Origin of the sequence: Shimia sp. R9_1 (assembly GCF_017743775.1) — a bacterium.
In the GTDB taxonomy this organism is placed as follows: Bacteria; Pseudomonadota; Alphaproteobacteria; order Rhodobacterales; family Rhodobacteraceae; genus Shimia.
In genome coordinates this window covers 851,862-878,036 of sequence record NZ_JAGHRN010000002.1, presented here as the reverse complement: position 1 = coordinate 878,036, position 26,175 = coordinate 851,862, and the positions used below count along the sequence as shown (strand labels likewise).

Genomic DNA, 26,175 nt, shown 5'->3' with positions numbered 1-26,175 from the left:
AAATTCGCAGCAAAAACGCTGGCAACTTCACCCATGCGTTTTACCGGTGTAAACCAATTGGCCGCACACTATTGGGGTGTTTTGGTTATGTGTATGGTGTCCTCTTGGTTCGGGTTCGCTTTGTTTCCGTTGTGATTTTCTGGCTTCTGGCCGCGTTCATTTTGGCCAGCTGTGCCTCCTCGCACGCCAGTTTTGCCCCTGCGGTTGCGCAACCCAATGCGCGCCCGGCGCGGAATTTCACCTCATTTGCCCCATCCCTGCGCTGCATGGACGGGCTCTTAGCCCAGCTGCCGGCGCGGCGCTATCTGGTGTCGTCCTCAGACATTCCCGATGACACCCGCGACATTGATGTGGGCGCGGACGACATGCTCATCAACGCGCTCAACCAGATGAACCAACGCAGCGGGCGCTATGTGTTTCTGGATCAGGCCCGTATCTCCGGGTTTGGTCAGTTGGAGCTGGTGACAACCCGCAAAAAGGGCGAGGTCAAACCCAACCTCTATATCAGAGGGTCAATTTCCCAGCTCGATTCTGACACGGTCGACAACACCATCACCGCCGGCCATGACTCCAACAGCGGGCGCGGCATCACCACCTCGCTTTACCGCAGCAAACGCACGCTTTCGATTGTCTCGGTGGATCTGCATCTTGTGCAATATCCCAGCCGTCAGGTGCTCGCTGGCGGCTCTGTCTCCAATTCCATGGTTGTCTCCCGCCGTGGGCTCAGCGGTACGGTCGCAGGCATGATCGACGATCTGGATGTGGCGGTCCCGATCTCCATCGACCGCGTCGAAAGTCAGGGGCAGGCGGTGCGCAATCTGATCGAGCTTGGTCTGATTGAACTGTTGGGCAAACACGCGGGTGTGCCCTACTGGCAATGTCTGCAGGGCGATATGACAGATGCCCGCGCCGCCCAGAAACGCGAGCGCAAACATGTGCTTACCGGTGCGGAGACCGAGGACATACAGCACCGGCTGATCGCGCTCGGCTATCTTAGCGGCAGTCCAAGCGGCACGCTGGATTCTGCCACCCGTCAGGCGATCACCCGGTTTCAAACCAAGCATCATCTCATTGCCAATGGCGAAGTGGATTTTGACTTTATCGAGCGCCTGAAAGCGGCCACCCCGCCCCCTATCGCCAAAGCCAAGCCAGCATCGGCGCCCGCATCCGAGCCAAAGCAGCCACGCCAGCCGGCCAAGCCCGCCGCACGCGCCACCGCTCCCGCAGCCCCCGCAACGTCACCGCAATGTGTGAACAATCAAAACTGCGAAGGGCTTTACAAAAACCTCTATGATTTCATCAAGGAAGACGTCGAATTCTAAGCGCTAAGGCGCGTGTCTTCCAAGCCCGCTTCCGGCTCCTCAAACGCTGCCTCTTCCTCCGCGCTGGCCACATCCATCTCAAAACGCGACACAATGCCAGTCAGGCTTTGGGCCTCGCCCTGCAGCATCTGGCTGGCGGCAGCGGCCTCTTCTGCCATGGCCGTGTTCTGCTGGGTCATGCTGTCGAGCTTGCGCATGGCCGCATTGACCTCATCAAGATCAGACGCCTGCTCCTGCACACCTTCGGAAATTTCGGTCACCAGATCGGACACAGACCCCACCTGCGTAATGATGCTGCTCAGCGCCTCGCCTGCACGTCCCACCATGGCAACGCCATTGGCAACATGGTCCTCGCTGGCTCCGGTCAGGGTCTGGATCTTGCCCGCAGCAGAGGAGGCCCGCTGTGCCAGCGCCCGCACCTCAGAGGCCACCACCGCAAATCCGCTGCCGGCTTCGCCTGCGCGCGCAGCCTCAACACCCGCGTTTAAGGCCAGCAAATTGGTCTGAAAGGCGATGTCGTCAATCACACCGATGATCTGCGCAATCTCATCAGAGGCCGTCTGGATCTGATCCATCGCCGACACCGCAGAGGACACAACATCGCGGCTGCTCTCTGCCTCATTGCGCGCGGCCTGCATGGCCGTATCAACCCGGGTTGCCCGATCGGCAGTGGCTGTCACACCTTCAGACAGGTGATCCACCGCGCGCGCGGTTTCCTCCAGTGTTGCAGCAGCCGCCTCTGTCCGCGCTTCCAGCACGGTTGCCGCAGATTTCTGCTCGTTGGAGTATTGATCCACATTGCCCGCCGCATCGATCACACCTGACATCATGTCGCGCAGGTTGGCGAGGCCGCGGTTAAAGCTCTCCCGCAGCGTTTCGTAATCCTCGGCAAAGGGCGTTGTGATGTCACAGGCCAGATTGCCGCCTTCCAGATCAGACAGCGCATCATTCATGGTTGCCACCACATGTGCTGTCTTCTGCGCCGCCTGCGTTTCGCGGGCAGAGGCCGCATCCGCGCTCTTCAGCCGGTCACGGAAATTGCCCATGGCGTTGGCCAGATCGCCAAGCTCATCGCCCCGCGCGCGCCCGGTGATCTCCACGTTATAGGCCCCTTCCGCCAGCGCGCTTGTCACCTCCCGCAGCGATTGGATTGGGCGTGTGATCCGGCTTGCGACAAGCCAAGACACCCCCGTGGCCAAAACAACAGCCGCCGCGATCATGGCGATGGCAACCATGCGAATATCGCGCACAACCGCGAAGGCCGCATTGCGGTCTGTCTCCATCACCAGCGCCCAGGAGAACCCATCAACATCCAGCGGTTTGACGAGCCCAATCACGGCATGCCCAGCGCCGGTTTTCACGCTTTCAAACAACGCCTCTTCGCGCGCCACGGCCGCAGCAATATGCGGTGCCTCAGGCAATATGTCCCCAACCGCAAACTGCCCCTCAATCAGAGACGGGCTGCGCGCGCGCCCATCCTGACTGACCAGAAACATGTTCTGCCCGCCGTTTGGCTCCAGATTACCCGCCAGGGCCTGCGCGATACGCTCACTGGAAAGCTGCACCGCCAGAACGCCCGCGATCACCTTTTTCTTGCTCAGCACCGGGATCGCAAGAAAAGCCCCTGCACCGCCATCGCCAAGCGCGTAAGCAGCAACATCAGATGTGCTGATCTCCCCCGGCTGCGCCTTCAAAGCGGCCTGAAACACCTGCCCCAAACCTGTCTCTGCATTTGCTCCGGCAGAGAAATCCTGCGCGAAATCCGCCTGTTTGGTCACGGAATATAGCAGACGCCCCTCTGTGTTGAACAGATACATATCCTTGTATCCATTGAGCGTGAGCGCCCGCAGAAACGTCGGATGATAGCTGGCATGGGATTGGCTGTAGTATTCGCCATCTCCGGGGTCGACCAGTTTGGCACGCTCTTCTGCCGCATGCGGATTGTTGGTGACGTAAGTGTCGGTGAGATACTGGATCGGATCGTCCGCTTCGATCATCTTGATCACGCGCTCAAAATTGCTGATCGCGCGGAAGGTTGTTGGCTGATCCGCATTCATCACCAGATCGCGACGCACCGCATCAATCATGGCCGTCAGCGCCTGCTGGGCCGCATTGGCGGAGGTCTCATGAGAAAAGAACACATTCTGCCGAATGGTCTGCTCCGCCATCCGGTAGACGGAAAAGGACACCCCCACAAGGAACGTGGCGGTCAACGCGACCATCAGCAGGGGCAGCTTGAGCCGGAGCGAAAGGTTGCCAAACTTGAGCATAGAAACGCCTCCCGACCATGCCTTCTCACGCGAGTATTCGCGCCTTTCACTGAGCCTAAGCGCAGAAATCCTGAGAATTCTTTAAGCGATCGGGCGGCCTATCCCAAAGGAGGAGGCCGCCTACCCAAGCGCTGTAATATTGGGCGTTTCACGGGCCACACGCCTTCTCGCCACCCCTACTCTGCAACCTGAGGCACAGCCTGCGGCACGCCAAACCTCTGCCAGGCGTCATATTGAGACAGGAAAACCTCGCCATTGAGCGCCTCAATCAGATGCGAGCGCCGCAGCCGGTCCATCACCGGGCCTTTTACCTCTGATAGATGCAACCCGACACCCATATCTCGCAGGCGGGCATTGATGGCTTCCAGACTTTCCAGCGCGGAATAGTCTACCTCATTGACCGCAGAGAACATCAGCACCACATCGCGCACCTCACAACCGGCGGTGACACGGCTCTGGATCAAATCCTCGAGGAACCGCGCATTGACGAAGTAGAGGCTCTCATCCACCCGCAGCGTCACCAGCGCGGGCACGGTCTCCACCTCATGGCGGTGGATATTGCGAAAGTGCTGCGTGCCAGGCACCAGCCCCACCTCCGCCACATGGGGGCTGGAGGTCTTATAAAGATGCAGCAGCACCGAAATGGCCACACCGCTGGCCACACCAACCTCCACACCCAGCCCCAGCGTCAGCAGGATCGTGGCCGCCACGGCGATGAAATCCGCGCGAGAGTATGCCCAGGTCTTTCGCAGGATCGAAAAGTCCACCAGCGACAGCACCGCCACGATGATTGTCGCCGCCAGCGTTGCCTTTGGCAGAAAATACACAAGAGGGGTCAGCGCAACCGCTGCCACCGCCAGCCCCACCGCCGTAAAGATCCCCGCCGCAGGGGTTTCCGCCCCGGCATCAAAATTGACCACCGAGCGGGAGAAGCCCCCGGTGACGGGAAAGCCGCCGGTGAACGCCGCCCCCAGATTGGCCGCCCCCAGTCCAATCAACTCCTGATCCGGATCAATGCGCTGGCGTTTCTTGGCCGCAAGGGTCTGCGCCACCGAAACGCTTTCCACAAATCCAATGATCGAAATCAGGATGGCAGGCAGCAATAGCGCGCCGATAAGATCACTGCTCACCCCCGGCAAGGTCAGCGGCGGCAGGCTTTGCGGCACATCGCCAACTATGCGCACGCCCTGCTCCCCCAAATTCAGCCCCCAGACCGCAAGCGTGGTCGCCACCACCGCAAAAACCGGGCCGCCCTTGGCCAGAAGATCAGTCAGAAGCGGCCCCGTCCTAAGCTTTTTCAGAAGCGGCTTCAGGTTGCCGCGCACCCAAAACAGAAAGCCCGCGGCCAGAACTCCGATCCCCACTGTGATCCAGTTGATCTCATGCAGATGCCGGGCAATCGACAGCAGCATCTCCGGCAACGTATGGCCATGGGCGCTCACACCCAAAATATGTTTGAGCTGGCTGGCGGCAATCAGGATGCCCGAGGCGGTGATAAACCCGGCAATCACCGGATGGCTCAGGAAATTCGCTAAAAACCCGAGGCGCAGGACCCCCAACAGCACCAGAAACGCGCCCGAAAGAAACGCCAGCGTGAGCGCGGCAACCGCATACCCAGCGGTCCCCTGCTCTGCAACCTGCCCGATGGTTGACGCGGTCAGCAAAGACACCACCGCCACCGGTCCCACTGCCAGAGCGCGGCTGGTGCCAAAGATCGCATACAGGATGATCGGCGCAATCGAGGCATAAATGCCTGCCTCCGGCGGCAACCCGGCCAACAACGCATAGGCCAGCGACTGCGGGATCAGCATGATCGTCACGATCACCGCTGCGATCAGGTCATTTGACAGCGCGTTCCGGTCATAGCGACGCCCCCAATCAAGAATGGGAACAAACCGGCGCAGGGGGTGGGACATTGTGGTTTCCGTCATCTGAGTTTTGCGGGCCTCGGCCCATCGCGCAGGTCCGCGCCCGCCCATCGCAGCGTGAAACAGGCGGGCACGACGCTGGCGAAGCGCCCTAGTTTGGCGCGACCTTGATCTTTTCCGGTTTTGCCAGCCACTCCTTCCCTTTGAGCATGGCCTTCCAGTAGATCGGCGGCAGCATGGTCTCCTTCAAAAACCAAGCCGCCCGGCTGGGTTTGGTGCCATCCAGCAGGAAAGTCGGAAAACTTGGCTTGAGCACACCACCATAGCCAAATTCTGCGAGCACAATCTTGCCGCGCTCTACCGTCAGCGGGCAGGAACCATATCCGTCATAGGCCGAGTTTGGCGAGCGCCCCGCAATATCCGCCACGATGTTATCGGCCACCGTCGGGGCCTGTTTGCGCGCGGCGGCGGCGGTCTTGGCGTTTGGCGCATTCATCACATCGCCAAGGGACCAGATGTTGTCATAGCTCCTGTGGCGCAAGGTGGCCTGATCCACATCGACCCACCCCGCAGCATCCGCCAAGGGCGACACCCGAATGAAATCCGGCGCCACCTGCGGCGGGCAGACATGCATCATGTCAAAGTCCACCGTAACCTCCGCAGGATCGGTATCCGGCTGGGCCACTTTGAACGTGGCCGTCTTCGCAGCCCCATCCACCGCGACGAGGTTGTGGAAGAAGTTCAGCGTTGCGTCATATTTCTCCACATATTGCGAGAGCGCAGGGACATAGTCCTTCACCCCGAAAAGCACCCCGCCGGCGTTCATGAATTGGATGTCGATGTTCTTCAGCCGCCCATTTCGGTGCCAGGCATCCCCGGAAAGATACATCGCCTTCTGCGGTGCCCCCGCACATTTGATCGGCATCGGCGGCTGGGTGAACAGCGCACGCCCCTCCTGCAACTCCTGCACCAGCTGCCAGGTATAAGGCGCCAGATCATAGCGGTAGTTTGAGGTCACCCCATTGCGGCCCAGCGTCTCCTCTAGGCCTTCGACCGCTGCCCAATCCAGCTTCAGGCCCGGGCAGACCACCAGCCGGTCATATTTCACAACCCGGCAGCCATCCAGAATGACCGCATTGTTTTCCGGCTCAAACGCCGCCACTGCGGATTTGATCCAATGCACGCCTTTGGGAATGAGAGATCCCATGGTTTTGGCGGTGGTTTGCGCCTCAAACACGCCGCCCCCCACCATGGTCCAGCCGGGCTGATAGTAGTGGATGTCTGCAGGATCAATCACCGCGATATTGAGGCCCGATTGTCGTGCCTTCAGGCTGGCGGCAACTGCGATGCCCCCGGCACCTGCACCAACAATCACCACCTCAAAATGCGCGTCTCCGGTATCTGTGGGGGTTTTGCCCCCATTGGAAATACGCCGCGCCACGCCGTTCATGTCATAGCCCGCCGCTTTGGTGGCCGCGAGAATCTCCGCCATCGGGCGCGATTTGGACTGATGGAAAGACCACAGCGTTGCCGAGCGTGTGCCGGTCCGGCAATAGGCCAGAACCGGGCGCTGGACCTCCTCCAAAACCGCGCCAAATGCGGCCACATCCTCATCGCGCACCATGCCCGATTGCACCGGCACATAGCGTGCCTCAATCCCTGCGGCCTTGGCGGCAGCTTCTATCTCTTCAAAGGAAGGCTGATCGCCCCCCTCGCCATCGGGCCGATTGCACAGAATGGTGCGAAAGCCCTGCGCGGCAATCTCGGCAATATCATCGGCCACAATCTGCGGGCTGACCGAAACCTGATCGGTTAGTCGTTTGATGTTCATGTGAACCCCTCCTCCGGGCGGTTTTGGCGGATCGCACGCCTCAGCGCGCATTACCGCTTACAGGCCGTTGACCGGCACCTTGAGCATCGGGTTGCCGTCTTTATCGGTCGGCACTTCGCCCGCACGCATGTTCACCTGCAGCGATGGAATGATGAGCTTTGGCATCGAGAGCTGCGCATCCCGCTCGGTGCGGAACCTGATAAACTCTTCCTTGGTCTTGCCCTGACCAACATGGATATTGGCCGCTTTCTGCTCCGCCACCGAGGTTTCCCAGGCGATGGCACGGCCGCCGGGGCCATAATCGTGGCACATAAACAGCCGCGTCTCATCCGGCAGTGCCAGCACTTTCATGATGCTTTCATAAAGCTCTTCTGCCGAGCCGCCGGGAAAGTCACAGCGGGCAGAGCCGCCATCAGGCATAAAAAGCGTATCCCCGACAAAAGCCGCATCGCCCATCACATGCACCATGCAGGCGGGTGTGTGCCCCGGCGTATACATCGCAAAGCACTGCATATTGCCGACCATATAGGTGTCGCCATCCTCAAACAGCGCATCAAACTGCGACCCGTCGCGCTGAAATTCGGTGCCTTCGTTGAACACTTTGCCAAACACGTTCTGCACCACAGTGATCTTGGAGCCGACCCCGATCTTCCCGCCCAACCGCTCTTGCAGATAAGGCGCCGCGCTCAGGTGGTCGGCATGCACATGGGTCTCGATGATCCACTCCAGCTTAAGACCCTGTGTCTCGATCTGGCGGATCAACTCGTCTGCGTGATCAAAGGTGATACGCCCGGCGGCATAGTCGATGTCCATCACCGAATCCACGATCGCACAGCTCTTTGAAGACGGGTCTTTGACAATGTAGCTGATGGTGTTGGTCGCCTCGTCAAAGAACGCCTGAACCTCAGGTTTCACGGTGATGTTGACTGGATAATCAGTCATAGGTTTCTCCTCCTCAGGACGCACCCCGCGCCCTTGGTCTTCCAAATCAGTGACGGCATGTGTGACCGCGTATTGGCTGAAAGCGCGCCGAGGCAGCCGCACCGCTGGCGCGCAGCCCCGGCAATCGCCCTGCCAAAGCCAAACGCATCCGGGTGCGGTGCAGAGCGCTCAAAGCCATCTCAAAAGGAAGGCCCCTCGCGCCCTTGGCCCGCGCGTGGATCAGCAGTCGCGGCAGGTCTTGAGGCCGACAATGCGGTAAAGCGGGCAATTCCCGACAAACGCCGTCAGCGTGAACACAGCGGCAACAGCCAGGGCAATCCAGAAAAGGACACCACCAATAACGCCTGCAACCAGCGTCAGAAACACCAATGCCGCCGCGATGATCAGACGGCCGCCGCGGTCGATCATTCCCATGTTCTTCATCATTTTTCGTCTCCAGGTCGAATCGTTGCTGGGCCACATTCGCATGCGGCGCGCGGAGACTTTGGTGACATGGTCACCAAGCAATGGAATTTCATGAAATCTGGTGGGATTTTTTGCCCCGCGCACCTTTGCAACAGGGCTCCAGACATCTTACCGATGCGCGCCTGAAGTCTTCACAAGGTGCTCCAGCCCTTCGCGTTCCAAAAGCTTCACCTCGCCGCGGGATTGTTCCACCCATCCCCGCCGCTGGAATTCCGACAGGGTGCGCGAAATAACCTCCCGTGCCGTGCCCAATTCAGTGCCCAGCGCGGCATGGGTCGCATGCACAACATCACCCGCATCCGCGAGCTCCAGCAAACGGGACGCCAGCCGCACATCCATCCGCTGAAAGACAATATCGTCAATCAGCGTAAACAGATCAGTGATCCGGCGCGAATAGGCGGTGAACACAAATTCCCGAAACACCGGTGACTTGCCAACAAGATCATCAAAGGTCGCGCGCGGTATCGCCACCGCTTTCACATAGGTCTCCGCAGCGCCTTCCGCCGAGTAATCCTCAAAGGCCAGCATACAGGCCGTGGTGAGCACACAGCTTTCCCCCGCATGCACCCGATACAGAAACACCTCGCGTCCGGTGTCTGACCTTTGCTGCACCTTCACCGTGCCATCCAAAAGCAACCACAAATTGTCAGCCGTCTGCCCCGGCGCAAAGATCTGCGTGCCTGCCGGAACCGAAACAATCTCGCTGCCCGCCTCCAATGCCGCCCGTATGTCTGCAGGCAAGCGGCTCAAGCCATTGAACTTTTCAATCCAATTCTCTTCCATCAGCATGCCCCCTCAGATGGTCCCGCCTGAGTCTTAGTCCATCCTGAATGGCGGGTCCATTGGGTCAGGAGCAAGGCCACAGGATGCGAATTTAATCGCCGATACAGTGTGCCATAGGTCGCTCAACCCGCCCCAACTAACCTAAAGTATAGCCGCCTTGCCTTAGGGCTATTTGCATTCACCCTCTGCCACCCAATCGTCAAATGAATACGACGGTATACAAACGTCACAGCCGAAACGCTGACGGTCCCCCAGACCCAAACCAGAATGGTTCTCTTTCAGAATTCCCCATCCGCCCGGAGAGACCCGCTATGAAACCGATGACCGCCAACCAGATCGTTCTTGCCACCGCCCCCACAAAGACCAACGACGCCCCGCGCCTCAATGTCATGCAAATCATCCTGCTCAATCTTGGCTGCTCCCTTTTGCTGGCAATCTCCGCCGCCGTAATGGGGGCCACCTGGATCAGCGCCCCGGTATTGGGCTGGCTTGGCGGCGGCATCGCCACTTTGGTGATCACAGCAATCTTTGTGGCGCTCGAACCAACCACATCCAAACGGACGCTCAAAGCTCTAGAGACTGAAGAAGAAAGCCTCGCCACCCTTTCCGAATGGGACACAGACGCTGCAAAAGAACATGCCTTGACCTTGGAAGTTGACGAGGCCCTCCAGGACGATTTTATGCGCCACCTCAACGACTTCAACACCATCGAAGAGTTTCTGGAAACCCAATCAACAGGCGGATCATGCACTTCAGTCTCCCAATTGGATGGTTACCTCACCGGCGTGATCTGCTCCCCTCAATCCGTCCCAGCCTATGAGTGGCTTCACGTCGCCCTGGGCGCCCCAGAGGACCTTCCCGAAAGTGTCATCATCGCGGTTGGCGGCCTCTATGACGACATTCTGGCAGGCCTCGAAGAGAGCAAACACCTCGCGCCGGTGTTTGATGAAACCGCAGAAGGCGACATGGACCCAACCTCCTGGTGCGCCGGTTTCCTCGCCGCCGCCGCCCTGCGCCCGGACAGCTGGACCGCCAACGGCCTCCACCTGAGCCATCAAGACTTCCTGCTCCCCCTGCTCGACTTCCTCAACGACGGAAAAATCCACGTCTCGCACCGAACCAATGCCATCGACACCTTCGCCTTCGCCGACCGCGACATCCTCGTCGACCTGATCCCCTTCGTCGTGCCCATGATGTATCACGAATTCAAACTGCAAGCCCCGGTGCAGGCAGATGAAAGTGGTGATTTGGCGGATTTTGCGGTTGCGTGATTTCGGAGCGTGTTGGTGTTGTTGAGGCAGCCGACAATAGTACGCTTAGTGGGGCGGTCCTTCTATTAATCACAAGCAAGGAGGGCCCTAAGCGCGCATATAGCAGCAAAGCCGAACAGTTATCGTTGGTCGCTCTCATTTGAGCTCTTCAAACAGCCTAGATCTGCTCTTCAACTTATCCGCTAAAAGATACCCCGAGGCGACATCAAAGCACCGAAGCAGTGATTTTCAGTACATCGTGAACTTCAAAAATGAGCCAGGCTAATTTTTTGCATCTACATAGATGGTAAAATTATCTTCGTTGGGTTTCGCTCGCCATTGATTGGCAAAGCGCTCGGCATAGCTCCTTTCAATCAAGCCCAAGATCCGCTCTTTTCTGAAAAGCCAAGAAAATTCACCTTTACCGGACCTACAAGAGCCTGAAATCGACAAGCGAAAATGCCCTCCCTCAGAGAAGACGCAGCACTCAATTAAAAGAACCTCAAAATAATCCAAACCCAAAAAATGAATAGAACACGCAAATAAAGAAACAGAAACTCAGATATCAACTTCAACCCTAAATCCAACCAAAAGTTGAAAGAATCGAATTTATATATTACAATCTACGTTACTTAATTCTTCCGATTTAGCGGAGTGATTGCTGTGAAGTCAGCCTTGGTATTGATTGTTTTGTGCGCTGCGTTTTTTGCAGCATCCCCTTCCTCGGTGCATTCTCAGGTGGGGTGCGACCCTTCGCGCGAACGGTGCCGATAAAGTAGCATTGTAACGTCATGTCTACGGACGGTATGCACGACATTGTCGCATTGTTTTTTGGCGTCGGCATTATAATCGCATTTTCCCATGAACGTTTTAACCGGATCTCCTACGAGACCGGCAAACGTCTTGATCGGCTTGTATCGTTTCTTACACCAGATAAATTGCGCGCACGCCGGCAGGTTACATATGCATATTTTATCTACACGCTTTCGCTGATCATCCTCTATTTGATCTTATGCGGCTATGCCGAGATTTTGTTACCTCTTATCGGAGGTCAAAATCTTTTGCCCGAGATCGGGGCAAGCACTCTGCCCTCCGAAGCGTCGACGAGCCCGCCTCCAGCGTCAGACACCGCACCCGAACCCACGACAGGTTTCGCCCCCATGGAATCTTCGGCGATCGAGTTCTGGATAGCAAACCTTGAACCCACTGTGAGTTCCGAGCCTGTGGAAACCAATTCAGGTGTCAATATCGCGCCCGAAGTCTCCATGGGACTGGCCCTGATCATGGTCGGTCTAGCACCTTCCATAAAGGCGCTGGTGCGCGTGGATGAATGGCTGCGTATGTTTGCCCATCGCGTTGCGGGAATACCGACCTGGGTTATAGATACCTCGGACGCTTTGCGGTCGAACGCCAAGGTTTTACGGTTCTTCACGGACAGCGAAGCCGACAATTCCAGCGAATATCTTATTTCAGAACCCGAGCGCAAACGTGTTATAGATTTGCACGCCAAGGCCAAGCCGTTTCTGGGCAATCTGGATGATTTCATCCTGAATATCGAAGTCATTCTTGTTGCATCGGCGTGGTTTCTTGATGAAAAGCTGCGGATCACGGGGACCGGCGACAAAAACCGCTTCGAAGAAATAGAAAATGAGCTTCGTCGCCGAAAGAACGAGTTGTTCAGCAATGCGAATAGTCCCGATCTTTCCCATGAAGGCTGGGAGGCTGTGGCCACTGCCGCAGATGAATTGGCCAGCGATTTCTGCGTGCTGATTGCTCTTTATGACGAACAGGACGTCATTCACCCCTATGATCAGCGCCCGGCCCCCACAGAAAGCCAGCGCCGCGCCCGGGATAGGCTGAGGCAATTCGTAGACGTCCTTTACAAGAACAAGACTGAACCATTGATGCAGCGCCGCGGCAACAATTTGGCGCTATTCTGGACACTGGCGATCGTGCTGAGTTGGACAGTCGCCTGGGCGGTGCTGTGGCCGGGGCAAGCGGAATTCAATTTGATCTGGGACACGCTCAGCAGTGACACCTATCGGAGGATCAGGCTGTATTCGGTCAACGCATTCAACACCTACTGCATCGCCACGATCGTTGCGATCACATTTCGCTGGGTCCGCATGACTTCCGTTGCTGAAGACGGCCAGCGAAAATGGGAAAACATGCGCTATCCCAATCACTGGACACGCTGGCTACCGCAGGCACTAAGCCTGTTTTCCATTGCCTTCTTGGTTTCTACAGCATTGAACATAGCGGTTCAGCTATGGCTCACGGAAACCAGAACACCCGAAGCAGAAGCCTGGCGAATGACATTCGAAGAGTTCATAATTTCGATCCGCTGGCGTTTTGAATACATGGGCCCAATTTCTTTCCGCGCGGCATGTTTGGCGCTGCTTGTGACAGTGCTTTTGGATGCGAGGCAGCGGTTGTGGACCGACTCGGGCCGGTATGAGCAGAAACAGCTCAAGAGACATAAGTCTAGCGACCAGATGAAATCGAATGCCAAAACATGGCGCGATTTGTCATTGCTGGACAGTCTGTCTTGGGTCGCGGTGGGAGCGTTGATGATGCTGATAATCACCCCCGTCATGCGCTATCTGTCATTTTTGGCGGCCACGCAGGACTATCCTCGAGATTTCGATCATATAGACGCCGGGTTGATGATCTGGGCGACGCTTTACACCGTTGTTCTGGCAGCTTTGGTGATGTTCTGCCTGTCCGAAGTACTTACCCGACGCGCCTTTTATCGTGCCTCAAAGGATCCAGCCGACGGTCGAGTTTTAGAAACTGCGGGGGAAGAATAATGAAAGCCAGTGTCTGGATTTCACTGTTGAGCTTGGCTTGTCTGCCAGCACTCGCCTTTGGACAAGATATCCAACTTGAGACCGCTGTAAAAGAGGATCGGAAAATCATCATGGGCGCGCGCACCGATGTGCCGCCATTCATCTGGAAGGACAAACGAACCCAAAAATACCGCGGGCTTTTTTGGGATATCTGCGTTGAGGCACTCGTGCGCTCAAATCGGCCATTCGAAACCGTGCCGATTTCGGCGGGGCAACGATCGGACCTTTTGTCCAAAGGCAGTTATTGCACAGAGGACGGCGAGCCATACGGCACATGCACCGCCGAGATCGCGACAGTGGAACTGCTGTGCGATCCGACCACTGTAAATCTGAAACGGATGCAGACCTTCTCAGAAATAGACAACGAAGACCAAGGAGAAGGCCTGCACCGTTTTGTTTTCTCCCCCATCCTTTATCTGGCAAATGGTTCGTATTTTCAGCTGGGCTATCCCAGAAGAGTGTTTCGTGAACAGCTCGCAAAGACCCTGAAGCTTAGGTGCACTCAGTTCCCTGAGTTAAAGCCTGTTTTTTGCGCCGAGCGCGAACACCCGACCGGTTGGGAGTGGCTTCGCCGACCCGATACTGAATTGTTTGCACAAAAGCCAAGCATAGATTGGACGACTGCCTGTGATGCCATCCTTGAAGCCATGGCGACAGACAAGGACTTGCCGGAAAACACCGAAGACCCAGGGCGCAAAGTTTGGCCCCCGCAAATCTGGCCGGAGCCGGACCCGGTAAAGCCTGAGTTCGAAATTTGGGGATATCTCGAAGGATCGACCATCGGACCGTCAGTTGTCAAAGCAGCGGAACTGGCTCCCTCCTCCATCGGCATTTGCCCCCAAGCTTTTGACTCGCACACCTTAGCCACTGAAGCCTTCTGCAACGGAAAGATCTACCGCTATTTCGGAGATGTCGATCTCGTTCGGGCGGCGGTCAACGCCTATCGCGCCAACAATACAGATAACGATTGCCCCGCAGACGAAACGCCCTCTTCTCGTGGGACCTATGAACCCTATGCTTTGGTTCTTTCCAACGAAAAAAGAGGTTTCGCCGAGGACTTCACCCTGGCGCTGTATTCCATGTTCACCGATGGCACGATTGCCCAGATGTTCGACGGAAGATTCGGGGAAAGACGTCGGTCTCAGTACCTTGAAACCTTGTTCAGAATTAACAGCATCCCAACTGGTGAGACGAATATCGAGGAATAGCGCCCCCTCGCATTTATTCGCATTTATAATGTGGCAGCGCCAAATCGATATCCGCTGATTTTCCCAACCGTCAACAAGCCTCAAAAGCTGCGGTTTGCGGCCCCCGCCGGAGCCGCAAACGCTTGTTCAATGTGTTTCGAGCGAGATGTATACATCCATCTCGGCGTCGGGATCAAAATCGCTAAGGTCCATGACCGAAAAGAACATCGCGCACACCGGCGACTCCATCTCTTTTTTGACCACGTCCTGATAGTCCTCGTGGCTTCGGAACTGCACGATATCGAGGTATGTGCCGTCGGGTTTGCGCACAAGTTCACGGCGTAAAATGCCCGGCTCATGGGCGACAAAGTCCCTTTGAAAAACGGCCGAAGCCGCGAGCAGATCCGCCTCTGTTTTGCCTTCAGCAAGTTTGATCGGCGCCAGAACGGTCACCGGTGACGTTGCTTGCCCATCCGCCTTTGGCGTGTCAGGCTCTATGATCCGGGTCGTCCCTGACACGCGGATACCTTCGCCCGGAGTGGCGCCAAACTGCGCTTTCAACAGCGACCGCGCCCCCATGTCTTCTCCTTGCACGATGTCGATCTCGCCCTCATGCGGCCAGCCGATATCGCGCAGATAGCCAGACAATGCGGCGGCGGCGGCCCCTGTCGCGGGGTCTTCGGCCACGCCGCCAATGGCAAAGGCGTTGCGGCTGTGAAAACGGCGTGGTGTTTCAGCCCACAACAGACTGATCGTCGTCAGGTCATGCGCCCGCATGAGCTGCGCGCCTTCCGCCAAATCATAAGACATTGCCGCAAGCCTCTGTCTGTCACGCAACGCAAGGATCAGGTGATTGTTGCCAGCATTGGCCTGCGCGGGTGGCAATGCGGGGTCAAGGTCGGCGGTTTTCAGGCCAAAGAGCGCAAGCGCCGCCGCCACCAGATCCGGGTCCGCCTCAGCGCTGTGGGTGGGAGGAGAGGTCAGCGTGGCGCTGCCGTCATTTTTAGTTTCCACGCTGATGCGCCCCGAATTCAGATCAAGTTGAAACAGCCCGCCCCCCTCACGCGCGGTGAGGGCGTTGCCCAGCGCGATGGTGGCATGTCCGCAGAACGCCACCTCTTCCTCGGGCGAGAAGTAGCGCACCCGCCATGCGTCACCCTGAGGTGCGGCGAAGACTGTTTCGGAATATCCCACCTCTTGAGCGAGGCGCTGCATTTCAAAGTCGGAGGGAAGCGTATCGCCGAGCACGACACCTGCGGGGTTGCCGCCTGTGGCTCCATCGGAGAAGGCCGCTACTCTGAGAACGTTCAGGTTGATGCTATCTTTCATGGGTTTGGTCCTTTTTCTGTCATTGCTGGTCAGAACGGGCAGCTCAAAAGCGGGATGTCATGGCTGCCCGCTTGCACTGCCCTGGCAGATCATCGCGCCAGGGCCGGAAGCCTCTACTGGGTGACGCGCGCGAGAAACTCCTGCATCTCGGCCGCAATCACATCGCCATACTCCTCGAGCGCGAAATGGCCGGTGTCCAGCAGGTGGAATTCCACGTCGGTCAGGTCCGCCTTGTAGGGATGGGCGCCATCTGCGGGAAAGATATGGTCGTTCTTGCCCCAGACGATCAGCGCCGGCGGCTGATGCTCTTGGAACAGGGCCTGCCACTTGGGGTACTCAGCAACATTGGTGCCGTAGTCCAGGAACATCTCCAGTTGCACCTCTTGGTTGCCCGGACGGTCCAGCAGGTACTGAACGTGCCAATAGTTGTCGGGGCTCACTGTGGAGACATCGCCCACACCATGGGTGAATTGCCACTTGGTTGCGTCAAGCGTCAGAAAGCCGCGCAGCGCATCTCCGTTTTCCGTGCTGGGATCGGCCCAATAGGCTTTGATCGGATCCCAGAATTCGCGCAGGCCTTCATCATAGGCATTGCCGTTTTGAATCACGAACCCCGTGACGCGCTCGGGGTGTTCAGCGAACATGCGATACCCAACAGGCGCGCCGTAATCCATCAGGTAGACGCTATAGGTGTCGACCCCTTTGGCGTCGATCAGGCGGGTGACGGTTTCCGCAGCATTGGCAAAGCTGTAGTCATAGCTTTCCGCAGATGGCATGTCCGATGCGCCATAGCCCAGATAGTCCGGCGCAATCACGTGATAATCCTCGGCCAGCACGGGAATGAGGTCGCGGAACATATGCGACGAGGTGGGAAACCCGTGCAGAAGAAGCACGGTCGGTTTGGACGGATCACCTGCTTCGCGATACGCAATATTGTGCCCGTCAATCTCCATGGATTTCATATCCACGGCAAAGGGGCTTTCCGCAGCGGTCGCACTGTTGGGGTGGATCATCGGCAATAGCATGGTGCCGGCCAGCAGCGTGGTAAGTACCGGAATACGCAAACGTTTTGTCATTGGTCAGTTCCTTTCAAAGTTGGGGTGCCGCGCGCGAGCGTCGCGCGCAGGGCAGAGGTTTCGGCCCGCAGGGCCTCGTTTTCGCGGCGCAACGCCGCAATCTCCTGCTGCGCCTCATCAACCGTGAGGCGCTGGGGAATATGGTTGGGACAGTTCCAGTCGAAGGCCTCAACTGTGATCATCACCGCGCGCTCGGGACGCGCCCGGTAGGATGGGTCATGCAACTGGTCCAGAATTTCGGGATGGTCGTCGCCTTCGATCAGACGTGCGCGGCCCCACAGCTTCAGGCGGCGGCGGTTGGGGTAATCCATCAAAATCATCGACAACCGCTCATTGCCCGACAGGTTCCCCGCGCTGATATACTGACGGTTTCCGCGATAATCGGCATAGCCAAGCGTCTGGGGAGACAGCACCTTCAGAAAGCCCGCCGGGCCACCGCGAAACTGCACATAGGGCCACCCTGTTTGTGACACCGAGGCCTGATAGAAACCGTCACGCGCGGTGATAAAATCGATCTCTTGGGGCCCAAGTTCATCTGGGTAAACCACATCGTCTGACAAGAGCTTGGCATAGGCATCTGCAGAGCCCTTTCGGGACTGCTGCGAGCGTACGGCAGGCGTAAAGGCAATGGTCGCGAAGGCACGTGCCATAGCGTTCTCCTTTCGGAAACTCATTCATTCATCTTGGTTGGGATGCCCGACTGGGCTGTTTCTGAATGTAAATGTGCGCATCACACCGCAATTTGACAAACGACAATGTCTATCGCAGGGTTAGAAAAAATAAGTCATAGCCATGCACCGCAAGAACTATCCCCTGAACGCACTCCGCGCTTTTGAAGCGTCCGCGCGCCATCTCAGCTTTGTGGCAGCCGCCGAAGAGCTGTCTGTCACCCCGGCAGCGATCAGCCACCAGGTCAAAAAACTTGAGGAGTTCCTCGGCTTCCCGCTGTTTCGGCGGCGGACGCGCGGCTTGGTACTTGTCGAGGCGGGACAACTGCTCGCCAAAGAGCTGCACGCGGTGTTCATCAGTCTCGATCGCACCATGGAAAACGTGATGGAGGCAGATCAAGGCGGATCACTCGCCCTCTCCGTCGCGCCGACCTTCGCCGCGATGTGGCTGATCCCGAAGCTGCAGAAATTCTATACGGAACATCCAGATATCGATGTGCGCATTTCTACAGGCCTGAGCCTGGTGGATTTTCAACGCGACGATTTTGACGCCGCCATTCGCCTCGGCCACGGCCAATGGCCCGGTCTTGAAGCCATCAAGCTCTTTGATGAGGCGGTTATTCCCATGTGCAGCCCCAGCCTTCTTGAAGGCCCAAATGCGATCAGAACGCCGTCTGATCTTCGAAAACATGTCCTGCTGCACAACCACTCAATGGATTTTGACCCAAACGCACCAACTTGGCAGACTTGGCTGGACGCAAGCGGCTCAACCGACGTGGACGCCTCGCGCGGGATGCACTTCAGCTTACCGGACCATGGGCTGCAGGCCGCGATAGATGGCGCAGGTGTTGTCCTTGGTTGGCGAGTCCTGTCGGCAAAAGACGTCCAGGCCGGACGCGTGGTCGAGCTTTTCGACTTAGAAATCCCCTTGGGATCAACATTTTACCTTGTCTATCCCGAAGCGCATTCACGACGCCCAAACATCGCAGCACTCCGCGACTGGATCTTCCGGGAGTTAAAAAACGCCTGAAGCGCGAACTCAACCTCGCAGGGGCTTTGCTCATCTGCTGCTGCAATTGTGGGATAGGTGCCTATGCGCTGGGTGACGAGCAAACAGCCAACGACCAGTCTGAGCCACTCGCAGAACATGTTTCGTTTTTCAAATGGTTGCATTCCAGCCTCAGACAGCGAAATGCCATCTAAAACCGCCAAACGCGCGGTCAAACCAGATAATCTGTATCAGAGATCTAAATGGTGCCCGGGGGCGGAATCGAACCACCGACACGAGGATTTTAAATCCATCCAGAATGGCTCGGCCAATACTTATCATTTATGTTTTCACTACATAAACAGATCACCCAGTCCTGACGATCAGCTTCACTGCAAGGCTTCGCTTTCGGCTTGTGGCCAAGGCGTAGACTCAAAGGCGGTATGACCGGTGCCCATGTCCCACCTATCTCAAATACCCAAGTTGCACCTTAGCGAACTCGCAGCACGGACACTTAGAAGAGGGTTCTTAGGCGCATTGCTCAATATCTCCTGCAACTCAAGGGAAACCTGACTTGTATTTGATGCAAGTAAGGCGATCTTAAAGCCAAGGACAGGCTGACAAACAGGGTTTCATGAACAGGTGGATTTTTGGATGCTTTGCGTCTTTGCTTGCGCTTTGCTGCGTCACGATACTGGCGTTCCGATGGGCTGCGTACCTGCGCGAGACTGTACCATTTTCCGTCGGCCTCCCCCCAGAGGGACAGCTAATTGAAACCGCTCAAGGCGACATCTTTACAGTCGATGTCGCCAAACAAAGCGCGCCTCGTGTAGTTTTTGCGCATGGAACCGCAGCCTGGTCAGCGATTTGGCGTGAAACCATGCTCTCGGTTTCAAACGCCGGTTACCAAGCGACAGCATTCGATATGCCTCCCTTTGGTTGGTCAAAGCATCCCGATGGGGCAGACTACAGCAGATCAGCGCAAGCTGACCGAGTGATTGCCCTATTGGAAGCTTTGGATGATCGCCCAATCATCGTGGCGCATTCAGTTGGCGCTGGCCCAGTTTCTGAAGCTGTGCTGAAGAGACCGGAATTGGTCTCAGGGTATATCGTTGTATCCGGTGCAATTGGTCTAAGTGACCGAGGAAACCCCAAACAACCGCCGCATCTCTTACGCAACTCTACTATTCGTGAACTTGCAACTTCCATCACAGCGACAAATCCAATGCTGACCGGAACTTTCCTGCGTGACTTCATGTATCGCAAGGAAGCAGCAACACCAGAACTCATTGACATGCTGCGTGCGCCGATGGTGCGTGAGGGCTATACAAATGCTGTCTCGAAATGGGTTCCGGAACTCTTCACAACGCCAAGGGATGCCCTGAGTTTAGACCCTACCAACTGGGAAGCGCTCGACCTGCCATTCGCCGTCATTTGGGGCGCAGAGGATAAGGTTACGCCAATTTCACAGGGCAAAGAACTCGCTACGCTTGTACCAAACGCAAAATTGACGATCCTTGAGAGCGTTGGCCATATACCTCACCTGGAAGCCCCTCCGGAATTTGCAGAGGCGCTCATAGATGCGTTGAAGTCAATGGCGCCGCCACACACACAGGAGTTGGAACAGCAATGAAGCCTTTCACCCGGCGGGCAGCCCTCGCCCTTGGTGGCGCGGCAGCAGGTTGGCTTGCTGCCCGACCATTTCACAGCAATCTGCCTGTTCTAAACGGAACAACAAGACTGGACACTACTCCCACCGGCTTGGTCATGAATGACGCAAGCGGTCTCTCGGCCACCCCAATCCACAAGCATCTGGTCCTTTCGGAGGATGCAGGCGACGCATTGATTGCAACAATACGTAGGGAACTTGCCGAAGCTAGTACTGCAAACAGGGCCTTCAACGTGGGCGCCGCGCGTCACTCGATGGGAGGGCAGGCCATTCCACGAAACGGTACAGCCGTGACATTCGACAATGGTAACGTGGAAATCGACACCGGCAATCGCAGCTATCGCACCCATGCTGGCGCTCGTTGGTCAGAAGTCATCGCAGCACTTGATCCGACCGGGTGGTCGCCCGCCGTTATGCAATCCAACAATGATTTTGGAGTGGCTGCGACGTTTTCCGTCAATGCACACGGCTGGCCTGTGCCTTACGGACCGATGGGCGCAACGGTGCGCGCACTTCGCATGATTTTGCCAACTGGCGATCTCGTAAATTGCTCGCCAACGGAGAATTCAGATCTCTTCAATATGGCCATGGGCGGCTATGGGCTTGTTGGCGTGATCGTGGACCTGGAGGTAGACATGGTGCCCAATGCCCGCCTGGCCCCGACCTTTGAAACAATGAAAGCCGAAGCGTTTCCAAGGGCCTTTCAATCCGCTGTGGATGATCTGGCAGTTACGATGGCATACGGCCGCTTGAACGTAGAGCGAGACGCCTTCTTTGAGCAGGCCTTACTTGTGACCTACCGACAGACCGACGATCAAGAAGCCCTTCCAACTGCGTCTGGCTCCGGCTGGATGTCGCATGTGGCAAGTCGCATATACCGCGCGCAACTTGGCAATGAGACCATGAAATCCTTCCGCTGGTGGAATGAAACGACACTAGGGCCAGCCCTCGGCAGTGGCGAGGTGACACGCAATTCGCTGATCAACGAACCCGTTGTGACACTTGATGATCGCAATCCCGACCGGACCGACATCCTGCATGAGTACTTTGTCAGTTTCGACGCATTTGACGCCTTTCTTACGGCCTGCCGCGAAGTGATCCCGGCGTCCTATCAGGAATTCTTGAATGTTACACTGCGCTATGTGGCTCAAGACGACCAGAGCGACCTATCGTATGCCACAACACCTCGCATCGCCGCCGTCATGTCTTTCAGTCAGGAGATGACCAAACGGGCCGAAGCCGACATGCGACGCATAACCGAAGAGCTGATAGACCGGATATCGCAAGATGGTGGCGCCTACTACCTGCCCTACCGGCCTCACGCACGTCTTGATCAACTGTCAAAAGCCTATGCCGGGGCCGCTAAATTTGCGGCTAGAAAACGTGAACTGGATCCTAAATTGGTCCTGCGCAACAACCTCTGGGATACGTATTTGGAGCGGTTATGACGTCACTACAGAAACTCAGCCTTGCTTACTTCATCGCGTTGATGATCGCAGCATCCTTGAACTACGTACCTGGATTGACGGATGCAAATGGACTGGCGTTCGGTATCTTTGCCCTCGACATCTATGACGATGCCCTCCACGTCGCGTCCGCAATATGGGCATTAATCGCCGGAATAAAGTCCCATAGGGCCGCTCGCATGTTCATGATCTTGTTTGGCCTTGCCTATCTCGGCGACGGTGTTTTTGGCTTTTTCACGGGCTATGGCTATCTCGATCTAGGCATTCTGACGAATGCTTCTTTGGGTCTGGACTTCTCGCTGGGTCGCGTGCTTGCGAATGTCCCACACTTGGCGCTCGGTGGCCTTGCCGTTTGGGCCGGAGCCAAAAACATCGGAAGCCCCGAATGAGACTATTCTTGCGATGGCTCTTGAGGCTGACTGCAGTTGCCGTTGTAGGTGTTCTGGCGCTCTTGTCCCCGGTTGTCTATTCAGAGACCCAGTGCCGACCAACCGGAGAGGCGGACTCGCGCAAACCGATCTTGGACCAAATGCACCACCGCGCTGAATCACGCACGCTCTTAACCTATCCAGAATGGCATATCGTTCACGCCTATGAAGATTACGCACGCGTCATCGAAACAGGCGACCCGCATGACTACCAGTTTCTCAAAGGTATTTCGGGGTTCTGGCGCTCGGTGTGCACCATGTCTCAGGCGTCAGGTACCCTTGGGCCTATTGAAGGCGCGACGAAGCAAATGGTTTACGTTATCGGCGTAAGCTTCACGGCTGAGTTGTTGGCTAAGGCAGCCTACGAAGAAACATTTGGTCGTCTTTTCTCGGCTCTCCGAGGTCCCTCCAGGGCCATTCTGGACGTCGTTTCAGCGCAACAGGCGAAAGAGTACGCATCCTTTCTTCAACAGGTGCCTTGGTACAAATGGGATTTCCTCGCGGACGCGCAGGCTCTTGCAGAGGAGGACGCAAAAGAACTGAGAGACCACGAGCGACGGATTGCTTTGGGGCTAGAATACCGCACGAAAGCCGCCTACGCTAAAGTGATAGACGCCGCTGTTGCGGGCGTTGGCGCTGACGCACTCACCCTTCGAATGATTGTTGATGGCGCTTCACCCGAGACGCTCGAACGTTTCAATGGGGTGACCGTTGTCCGTGAAACACGTTTTGGCATCGAAATCGAAACGATACGTTACCGCGCACTCACACATCTCATTTTGGAAATGGCAAGTATTGGTGTTGAGTTTGTCGAAATCGCAGGAAATGATGACATCATGTTCACGATTATTTCGGAAAGTGATACCCAACCTAATGCGATTTACAGCGATGTCAGGCAGGGTTTTGAAAGCCATCGGCACATCATTTTGACAAAGGTTGCGAACCTGGCCTCCGATCTGCGAGCGCTGCAAGATGGAACTCAGCGACTGGAGCATATCCATGACTACTAGAAGCGTTTTGTTGTCACTGGTGCTGCTTTTGTTTGGATGGCTGGGTATTCTTGGGGCGGTAACCCTGTTGACCAATGATGCACCTGCTGCATTGGTCGTGTTTCCCAGCCAAGACTTCCTGGAGCGCATGCCAAAAGATGTGGCCATTTTGTCGGCCTCACCCTTTAGCGTGACACTGGCGTCCGAGAATACGGGTCTAGCCATTCAACTGTACCAAAAGGGAGCATGGCTCGTTTTACCCGCCGGGCTTCAGGGCTGTTCGCGGCTTTCCTAGCTGCTTGCTAGCTCCGACCGCGCCTTAGCAGGAGCATCGCCCCACATTCCCGCAGTGGCTAAAGTGGCGACGTCAAACAGCTCCGACAGCCGCCACTGTTTATCTTAGGCCGCCATCAGCTCGGCATCCAACTTCTCAAACATTGACACGTCCTCTTCCGCGTTCTCAAACAGATGTCCGTAGACATCCATTGTCATTGTGATGGAAGCGTGACCAAGCAGTGCTTGGATCTTCTTGGGGTTCCAGCCTTGCTCGATAAACAGAGAAGCTGCAGCATGGCGAAGGGCGTGTATGCCAAACTTGGCTTCGCCTTTGTCATCAACGATACCCTCTTTGACAAGCATCGGTTTGAACACGCGGTTGTAGATGTTTGAATAGTTCTGCACCTTGCCGACAGAATTTGGGAACACCAGATCCAGCTTGCTTTCAGTCGCGTTAGCCTTCCACTCCCAAAGCTCTTCAAAGACCGTCGGGGCCATTGGGATCTCACGTGTGCCGGCACGGCTCTTCGGCAAACCGATTTCACAGTATTCATCTGCTCTCTGTCGGATTTGGATCACGCGCCGATCAAAATCGATCGCACCCCATGTCAGCCCCCTCAATTCAGAGATCCGCATGCCCGTGAAGATAGCTGTGATGAACATGGCACGATGTGACGCAGGCGCTTTCGCGATGATCGCTCTGATCTCCGCTTTGGTTGGCACATCCACGCGTTTCCCATCTGCGCGAGAACTACGCTTAAGCTTCACTTCGGCTGCAACGTTGTGACTGGCCCATTCGCGTTCAACCGCTTCGGTCAAAATGGCTCTGAGGCTCACCATGATCTTCTTGACCTGTGCGCGCGACACATCCCCATCAAGCAAGTCATCCATGAAATCCCGGATATCGCCACGCGACAGCTCCGCGAGCAGGAGACCTCCTATCTTCGGTTCAATATGGATGCGCACATGGCTGCGATAGGCTTTCATTGTAGAGCGCTCAAGCTCATTGCGCTGGCAGGTTTTCAGCCAGCTTTGGCACGCGTCAGATACGGTTTTTGATGATTTGGACATGCGGATCTTTCCCTTGGATAGTTGTTGACCGATCTGTGCTAGTAATCGGCCTCGAAGCCTTCGGGCGATTTCCGAATATTTTCCGCAATTGTTGCCGAAATGCATCACTTTTCTTAGATTGAAGCAGAACAGCCTGCCAGATATACCTCCAATCCACCCGTTTATGTAGCCACAACATAAAGAGAACCCGTTGATACCAGCGTATGCCCTACTCACCCACGGTCCAAAACCAAATGGATCTATCCAACAGCACCCATCAGCCAAGCAACAACTCGCCAACCTTCAAGGCGCGGCAAATGAGTTGGGAGCTGCCGACAAGCTGCTCATATTCTACGACCATTCTCGCAGCTACAAATCGCTGACTGATCTGCCAACATTGCAAGAACTCTTAAAGAGAGTGAGAGAACAAAATAGCGCAGTTATCATCGACGATTTCCGCCGACTGTTTGCCCACTATTCTGGCGATAACACCGTGACACTTCTTGAAGAGTTGTTGCTATTCAAGGAAAACATAAGGGATCTCAAAACAGGCAAACTGCTAGGTGAGCTCCCTGAAACCCTGCTGAAGCAACTGTGCCTGGCTGAAAGACCGGTAAGATATGTCCGGACACCTATTCCCCGAAAAGCGATACCGAAGGCGGAACGTCACCTGAATACGCGAGACGCAGTCCGTGCTTCCAGGAAGGTGAGATCCGACACAGCGGACCGCAAAGCTCATGAACTTGCCGAAGTGCGCGACCGCCTTGAACAAACACATGGAAACGCACCCCACCAGGCGATAGCGGATGCTGCCAATGCTGAAGGACTGCGAACCAGTCGCGGCAATCTATGGGGACCCGCAGGTGTCAGACGCCTGCTGAAGCGCCTGGAAGAAGTCGATGGAGATGAGGAAACACTTGCAGCAAGAGCAAAGGCCTCTTTGCGGAAAAGAGACGAAGTGTAAGAGTTGAGTTGTCGGTTTGGCAGGTTGTTTAAAGCCCCCGCCGCAATGGCACCAAAGCTTATACTGGGCTTTTTGAAGATCAGCCCTCTAAATTCAAGGTTCGGAAGCTAAACCGATGCCAATAAAGTTAAAACGCCTACTTATTCCCCAGAGAACCCCGTATTTTTCCCTTGGTAATTCCGCTCTATTCGCGAACAAGGCGGAAGAGGCGCAGCTTGTTAGGTTCTCGCCCACATGGTTTTAGAGTAACCGGGGAGCTGACAGATCAGCATCCAACAAGCTTCACAAGATTGAGCGCAACGAGCAAAAAAGCGGGAGACACTGCTTTTCGCAAAATTAGCACGAATGGCCAGTAGCGCACGGCCGGCACCAGCCCTAGGCAGACCCTACCCAACTACTTGTTAGGGCGAAGGGTCGCGCTTCGCCCGAAGGTCTGCTGCACGGACGAAGTCGTCATTTACCGCATAACTTTCAATGATCGCTTTTCAGTGCAAGGCGATAGCGC

Annotated in this window: 21 protein-coding genes; 11 read left to right on the top strand and 10 right to left on the bottom strand. The window is 56.3% G+C overall.

The annotated features are described in order from the left end of the window. Positions 1-104 precede the first annotated feature (104 nt). The gene (locus J7399_RS10550) at positions 105-1,322 is read left to right on the top strand and encodes a peptidoglycan-binding protein (RefSeq protein ID WP_209085911.1); all 1,218 of its coding nucleotides are present in this window, start codon (positions 105-107) and stop codon (positions 1,320-1,322) included. On the opposite strand, the gene J7399_RS10545 is transcribed toward J7399_RS10550, so the two are convergent. The 6 genes from J7399_RS10545 to J7399_RS10520 form a co-directional block, all read right to left on the bottom strand. Then, on the bottom strand, positions 1,319-3,592 hold the full coding sequence (locus J7399_RS10545; RefSeq protein ID WP_209085908.1) for a methyl-accepting chemotaxis protein: 2,274 nt from the start codon (positions 3,590-3,592) through the stop codon (positions 1,319-1,321). The two genes, J7399_RS10550 and J7399_RS10545, sit on opposite strands and share 4 nt — an antisense overlap. Positions 3,593-3,768: 176 nt before the next feature. Continuing rightward, positions 3,769-5,508 (bottom strand): sulfate permease, encoded by a 1,740-nt coding sequence (gene sulP / locus J7399_RS10540; protein ID WP_209085907.1) that lies wholly within the window; start codon positions 5,506-5,508, stop codon positions 3,769-3,771. A 103-nt stretch (positions 5,509-5,611) separates the two neighbouring features. Then, positions 5,612-7,291, bottom strand: a complete 1,680-nt coding sequence (locus J7399_RS10535) for a bifunctional protein tyrosine phosphatase family protein/NAD(P)/FAD-dependent oxidoreductase (RefSeq protein WP_209085903.1) — start codon at positions 7,289-7,291, stop codon at positions 5,612-5,614. A 57-nt stretch (positions 7,292-7,348) separates the two neighbouring features. After that, positions 7,349-8,233 carry an MBL fold metallo-hydrolase gene (locus J7399_RS10530; RefSeq protein ID WP_209085898.1) on the bottom strand — a complete coding sequence of 295 codons (885 nt, stop codon included), beginning with the start codon at positions 8,231-8,233 and terminating at the stop codon, positions 7,349-7,351. 219 nt (positions 8,234-8,452) lie between these two features. Beyond that, on the bottom strand, positions 8,453-8,659 hold the full coding sequence (locus J7399_RS10525; protein ID WP_209085896.1) for a DUF2892 domain-containing protein: 207 nt from the start codon (positions 8,657-8,659) through the stop codon (positions 8,453-8,455). Positions 8,660-8,806: 147 nt separating this feature from the next. Further along, the gene (locus J7399_RS10520; RefSeq protein WP_209085894.1) at positions 8,807-9,481 is read right to left on the bottom strand and encodes a Crp/Fnr family transcriptional regulator; all 675 of its coding nucleotides are present in this window, start codon (positions 9,479-9,481) and stop codon (positions 8,807-8,809) included. A gap of 311 nt (positions 9,482-9,792) precedes the next feature. Here J7399_RS10520 and J7399_RS10515 point away from each other — a divergent pair, with 311 nt between their 5' ends. The 3 genes from J7399_RS10515 to J7399_RS10505 all read left to right on the top strand — a co-directional run bounded on the left by J7399_RS10515 (position 9,793) and on the right by J7399_RS10505 (position 14,788). Beyond that, positions 9,793-10,752, top strand: a complete 960-nt coding sequence (locus J7399_RS10515; protein ID WP_209085892.1) for a YecA family protein — start codon at positions 9,793-9,795, stop codon at positions 10,750-10,752. Positions 10,753-11,537: 785 nt separating this feature from the next. Further along, the gene (locus tag J7399_RS10510) at positions 11,538-13,541 is read left to right on the top strand and encodes a hypothetical protein (RefSeq protein ID WP_209085891.1); all 2,004 of its coding nucleotides are present in this window, start codon (positions 11,538-11,540) and stop codon (positions 13,539-13,541) included. Continuing rightward, complete coding sequence (locus tag J7399_RS10505; RefSeq protein ID WP_209085890.1) at positions 13,541-14,788, top strand: hypothetical protein; 1,248 nt, start codon at positions 13,541-13,543, stop codon at positions 14,786-14,788. Before J7399_RS10510 ends, J7399_RS10505 begins: the two co-directional genes overlap by 1 nt. Before the next feature lie 126 nt (positions 14,789-14,914). On the opposite strand, the gene J7399_RS10500 is transcribed toward J7399_RS10505, so the two are convergent. From J7399_RS10500 to J7399_RS10490, 3 genes are all read right to left on the bottom strand, one after another. Then, positions 14,915-16,096 (bottom strand): PhzF family phenazine biosynthesis protein, encoded by a 1,182-nt coding sequence (locus J7399_RS10500; protein WP_209085888.1) that lies wholly within the window; start codon positions 16,094-16,096, stop codon positions 14,915-14,917. 113 nt (positions 16,097-16,209) lie between these two features. Next, a complete protein-coding gene (locus J7399_RS10495) occupies positions 16,210-17,172 on the bottom strand; it encodes an alpha/beta hydrolase (RefSeq protein WP_209085886.1) in 963 nt (320 codons plus the stop codon). Further along, a complete protein-coding gene (locus J7399_RS10490) occupies positions 17,169-17,822 on the bottom strand; it encodes a pyridoxamine 5'-phosphate oxidase family protein (RefSeq protein ID WP_209085884.1) in 654 nt (217 codons plus the stop codon). The genes J7399_RS10495 and J7399_RS10490 overlap by 4 nt, the downstream gene beginning before the upstream one ends. A gap of 142 nt (positions 17,823-17,964) precedes the next feature. On the opposite strand from J7399_RS10490, the gene gcvA reads away from it, so the two are divergent. The 6 genes from gcvA to J7399_RS10460 all read left to right on the top strand — a co-directional run bounded on the left by gcvA (position 17,965) and on the right by J7399_RS10460 (position 23,675). Further along, positions 17,965-18,870: a transcriptional regulator GcvA gene (gene gcvA / locus J7399_RS10485; RefSeq protein WP_209085882.1), complete on the top strand. Its 906-nt coding sequence runs from the start codon at positions 17,965-17,967 to the stop codon at positions 18,868-18,870. Between the two features lie 592 nt (positions 18,871-19,462). Beyond that, positions 19,463-20,461 carry an alpha/beta hydrolase gene (locus tag J7399_RS10480; RefSeq protein ID WP_209085879.1) on the top strand — a complete coding sequence of 333 codons (999 nt, stop codon included), beginning with the start codon at positions 19,463-19,465 and terminating at the stop codon, positions 20,459-20,461. Then, complete coding sequence (locus tag J7399_RS10475) at positions 20,458-21,945, top strand: FAD-binding oxidoreductase (protein WP_209085876.1); 1,488 nt, start codon at positions 20,458-20,460, stop codon at positions 21,943-21,945. Before J7399_RS10480 ends, J7399_RS10475 begins: the two co-directional genes overlap by 4 nt. Further along, complete coding sequence (locus J7399_RS10470) at positions 21,942-22,352, top strand: DUF4383 domain-containing protein (RefSeq protein WP_209085873.1); 411 nt, start codon at positions 21,942-21,944, stop codon at positions 22,350-22,352. Before J7399_RS10475 ends, J7399_RS10470 begins: the two co-directional genes overlap by 4 nt. Before the next feature lie 140 nt (positions 22,353-22,492). Then, positions 22,493-23,401: a hypothetical protein gene (locus J7399_RS10465; RefSeq protein ID WP_348539456.1), complete on the top strand. Its 909-nt coding sequence runs from the start codon at positions 22,493-22,495 to the stop codon at positions 23,399-23,401. Continuing rightward, positions 23,391-23,675, top strand: a complete 285-nt coding sequence (locus tag J7399_RS10460; protein ID WP_209085869.1) for a hypothetical protein — start codon at positions 23,391-23,393, stop codon at positions 23,673-23,675. Before J7399_RS10465 ends, J7399_RS10460 begins: the two co-directional genes overlap by 11 nt. Positions 23,676-23,779: 104 nt before the next feature. Here the strand turns inward: J7399_RS10460 and J7399_RS10455 are convergent, their stop codons facing one another. Next, positions 23,780-24,832, bottom strand: coding sequence for a site-specific integrase (locus J7399_RS10455; RefSeq protein ID WP_247742824.1), 1,053 nt, complete (start codon positions 24,830-24,832; stop codon positions 23,780-23,782). A gap of 85 nt (positions 24,833-24,917) precedes the next feature. On the opposite strand from J7399_RS10455, the gene J7399_RS10450 reads away from it, so the two are divergent. After that, a complete protein-coding gene (locus J7399_RS10450; RefSeq protein WP_209085867.1) occupies positions 24,918-25,670 on the top strand; it encodes a hypothetical protein in 753 nt (250 codons plus the stop codon). Positions 25,671-26,175: the final 505 nt, after the last annotated feature.

Coding starts and splice junctions, on each gene's coding strand:
- J7399_RS10545 (WP_209085908.1), bottom strand. CDS start 3,592: ATGCTCAAGTTTGGCAACCTTTCGCTCCGGCTCAAGCTGCCCCTGCTG.
- sulP (WP_209085907.1), bottom strand. CDS start 5,508: ATGTCCCACCCCCTGCGCCGGTTTGTTCCCATTCTTGATTGGGGGCGT.
- J7399_RS10535 (WP_209085903.1), bottom strand. CDS start 7,291: ATGAACATCAAACGACTAACCGATCAGGTTTCGGTCAGCCCGCAGATT.
- J7399_RS10530 (WP_209085898.1), bottom strand. CDS start 8,233: ATGACTGATTATCCAGTCAACATCACCGTGAAACCTGAGGTTCAGGCG.
- J7399_RS10525 (WP_209085896.1), bottom strand. CDS start 8,659: ATGATGAAGAACATGGGAATGATCGACCGCGGCGGCCGTCTGATCATC.
- J7399_RS10520 (WP_209085894.1), bottom strand. CDS start 9,481: ATGGAAGAGAATTGGATTGAAAAGTTCAATGGCTTGAGCCGCTTGCCT.
- J7399_RS10515 (WP_209085892.1), top strand. CDS start 9,793: ATGAAACCGATGACCGCCAACCAGATCGTTCTTGCCACCGCCCCCACA.
- J7399_RS10510 (WP_209085891.1), top strand. CDS start 11,538: ATGCACGACATTGTCGCATTGTTTTTTGGCGTCGGCATTATAATCGCA.
- J7399_RS10505 (WP_209085890.1), top strand. CDS start 13,541: ATGAAAGCCAGTGTCTGGATTTCACTGTTGAGCTTGGCTTGTCTGCCA.
- J7399_RS10500 (WP_209085888.1), bottom strand. CDS start 16,096: ATGAAAGATAGCATCAACCTGAACGTTCTCAGAGTAGCGGCCTTCTCC.
- J7399_RS10495 (WP_209085886.1), bottom strand. CDS start 17,172: ATGACAAAACGTTTGCGTATTCCGGTACTTACCACGCTGCTGGCCGGC.
- J7399_RS10490 (WP_209085884.1), bottom strand. CDS start 17,822: ATGGCACGTGCCTTCGCGACCATTGCCTTTACGCCTGCCGTACGCTCG.
- gcvA (WP_209085882.1), top strand. CDS start 17,965: ATGCACCGCAAGAACTATCCCCTGAACGCACTCCGCGCTTTTGAAGCG.
- J7399_RS10480 (WP_209085879.1), top strand. CDS start 19,463: ATGAACAGGTGGATTTTTGGATGCTTTGCGTCTTTGCTTGCGCTTTGC.
- J7399_RS10475 (WP_209085876.1), top strand. CDS start 20,458: ATGAAGCCTTTCACCCGGCGGGCAGCCCTCGCCCTTGGTGGCGCGGCA.
- J7399_RS10470 (WP_209085873.1), top strand. CDS start 21,942: ATGACGTCACTACAGAAACTCAGCCTTGCTTACTTCATCGCGTTGATG.
- J7399_RS10465 (WP_348539456.1), top strand. CDS start 22,493: ATGCACCACCGCGCTGAATCACGCACGCTCTTAACCTATCCAGAATGG.
- J7399_RS10460 (WP_209085869.1), top strand. CDS start 23,391: ATGACTACTAGAAGCGTTTTGTTGTCACTGGTGCTGCTTTTGTTTGGA.
- J7399_RS10455 (WP_247742824.1), bottom strand. CDS start 24,832: ATGCATTTCGGCAACAATTGCGGAAAATATTCGGAAATCGCCCGAAGG.